At 64.6% G+C, this 1,981-nt stretch carries 2 protein-coding genes; both read left to right on the top strand.

The annotated features are described in order from the left end of the window. The coding region (locus tag QZH66_RS15405) for a sugar ABC transporter permease (protein WP_305806785.1) at positions 1–791 on the top strand (791 nt) is incomplete at its 5' end. Beyond that, positions 784–1,596: a carbohydrate ABC transporter permease gene (locus QZH66_RS15400; protein ID WP_305806784.1), complete on the top strand. Its 813-nt coding sequence runs from the start codon at positions 784–786 to the stop codon at positions 1,594–1,596. The genes QZH66_RS15405 and QZH66_RS15400, both read left to right, overlap by 8 nt. Positions 1,597–1,981 lie beyond the last annotated feature (385 nt).

The raw sequence follows: 1,981 nt of genomic DNA, 5'->3' as shown, positions 1-1,981 counted from the left end.
CGCTGGGCATCCTGCTCGCGCTGTCCATGCCGGCGCAGGGCTGGAAGTCCTCGGCCGTGCTGGTGGTGGTGGCGCTGTCGCTGCTCATTCCGTGGAACGTGGTCGGCACCATCTGGCAGATCTATGGCCGCGCCGACATCGGCCTGCTCGGCTTCACGCTGCAAAAGCTCGGCATCGATTACAGCTACACCGGCAACGCCACGCACGCCTGGCTCACGGTGCTGGTGATGGATGTGTGGCACTGGACGCCGCTGGTGGCGCTGCTGTGCTTCGCCGGCCTGCGCTCGATTCCCGACGCCTACTACCAGGCTGCGCGCATCGACGGCGCGAGCAAGTTCGCCGTGTTCCGCTACATCCAGCTGCCCAAGATGCGCGGCGTGCTGATGATCGCCGTGCTGCTGCGCTTCATGGACAGCTTCATGATCTACACCGAGCCCTTCGTGCTCACCGGCGGCGGGCCGGGCAACGCCACCACCTTCCTGTCGCANGTGTTCCGCTACATCCAGCTGCCCAAGATGCGCGGCGTGCTGATGATCGCCGTGCTGCTGCGCTTCATGGACAGCTTCATGATCTACACCGAGCCCTTCGTGCTCACCGGCGGCGGGCCGGGCAACGCCACCACCTTCCTGTCGCAGTACCTCACGCAAAAGGCCGTGGGCCAGTTCGACCTGGGGCCGGCGGCGGCGTTCTCGCTGATCTACTTCCTCATCATCCTGCTGCTGTGCTTCATCCTCTACAACTGGATGCAGCGCGTGGGCACTTCGGCCCAGGAGGGCGCAGGCCATGCATGAAAAACGCTTCCACAAACGCACGCTGTTCCTGCTCGCCTACCTGGTGTTTGCGGTCTTGCCGATCTACTGGATGCTCAACATGAGCTTCAAGACGAACGCCGAGATCTTGTCGAGCTTTTCGTTCTTCCCCGAGCATTTCACCTGGGACAACTACCGCACCATCTTCACCGACCCGTCCTGGTACTCGGGCTACATCAACAGCCTGATCTACGTCGCCATCAACACCGTGATCTCGCTCACCGTGGCGCTGCCGGCGGCCTATGCGTTCTCGCGCTACCAGTTCCTGGGCGACAAGCATGTGTTCTTCTGGCTGCTGACCAACCGCATGACGCCGCCGGCCGTGTTCCTGTTGCCGTTCTTCCAGCTCTACACCACGGTGGGGCTGATGGACACGCACATCGCCGTGGCGCTGGCGCACCTGCTGTTCAACGTGCCGCTGGCGGTGTGGATTCTGGAGGGCTTCATGAGCGGCATCCCGCGCGAGATCGACGAAACCGCCTACATCGACGGCTACAGCTTCCCGCGTTTCTTCCTCACCATCTTCCTGCCGCTGATCAAGGCCGGCGTGGGCGTGGCGGCGTTCTTCTGCTTCATGTTCAGCTGGGTCGAGCTGCTGCTGGCGCGCACGCTGACCAGCGTGAACGCCAAGCCCATCGTGGCGACCATGACGCGCACCGTGTCGGCCTCGGGCATGGACTGGGCGACGCTGGCAGCCGCCGGCGTGCTGACCATCGTGCCCGGCGCCATCGTGATCTGGTTCGTGCGCCACTACATCGCCAAGGGCTTTGCCATGGGCAGAGTTTGAAATGCACCCCCTGAGTCGCTTCGCGCCTCGGTGCAGCCGCCAGAGCCGGCCGCTCTTCGGGGCCGTCCAGGCCTGCGCAGGCAGGCCTGGAGCCGCGGCCCTCAGCCCCTCTCTCGCTTCGCGGGAGGGGAACGACGCCCTCGTTGCGGGGCGGCCCTTGCTCGGCGTCCGCCGATGGGCCGTGCCAGTTTCATGCGGTGCGGGGGGCGTACAGCGCCGTGGATAACTGAAAGGAAAGCCCATGTTCGAGTGGATGGCCTGGACCACGCCGGTGGCCGTGTTTTTTGTCTGCATCGTGCTCATGCTAGCCGGCATGGCGGTGTGGGAAATCCAATCGCCCACGGTGCTGCGCAAGGGCTTCCTGCCGATGGAGACCACGCGCGGC

Origin of the sequence: Stenotrophomonas sp. YIM B06876 (assembly GCF_030711595.1) — a bacterium.
GTDB lineage: Bacteria > Pseudomonadota > Gammaproteobacteria > Xanthomonadales > Xanthomonadaceae > Stenotrophomonas.
Note: the sequence above shows the minus strand (reverse complement) of the source record. Positions and strands in the feature narration are given on the sequence as shown.

Excerpts from the sequence above, each read along its gene's own strand:
- QZH66_RS15400 (WP_305806784.1), top strand. The coding sequence starts at position 784 with ATGCATGAAAAACGCTTCCACAAACGCACGCTGTTCCTGCTCGCCTAC.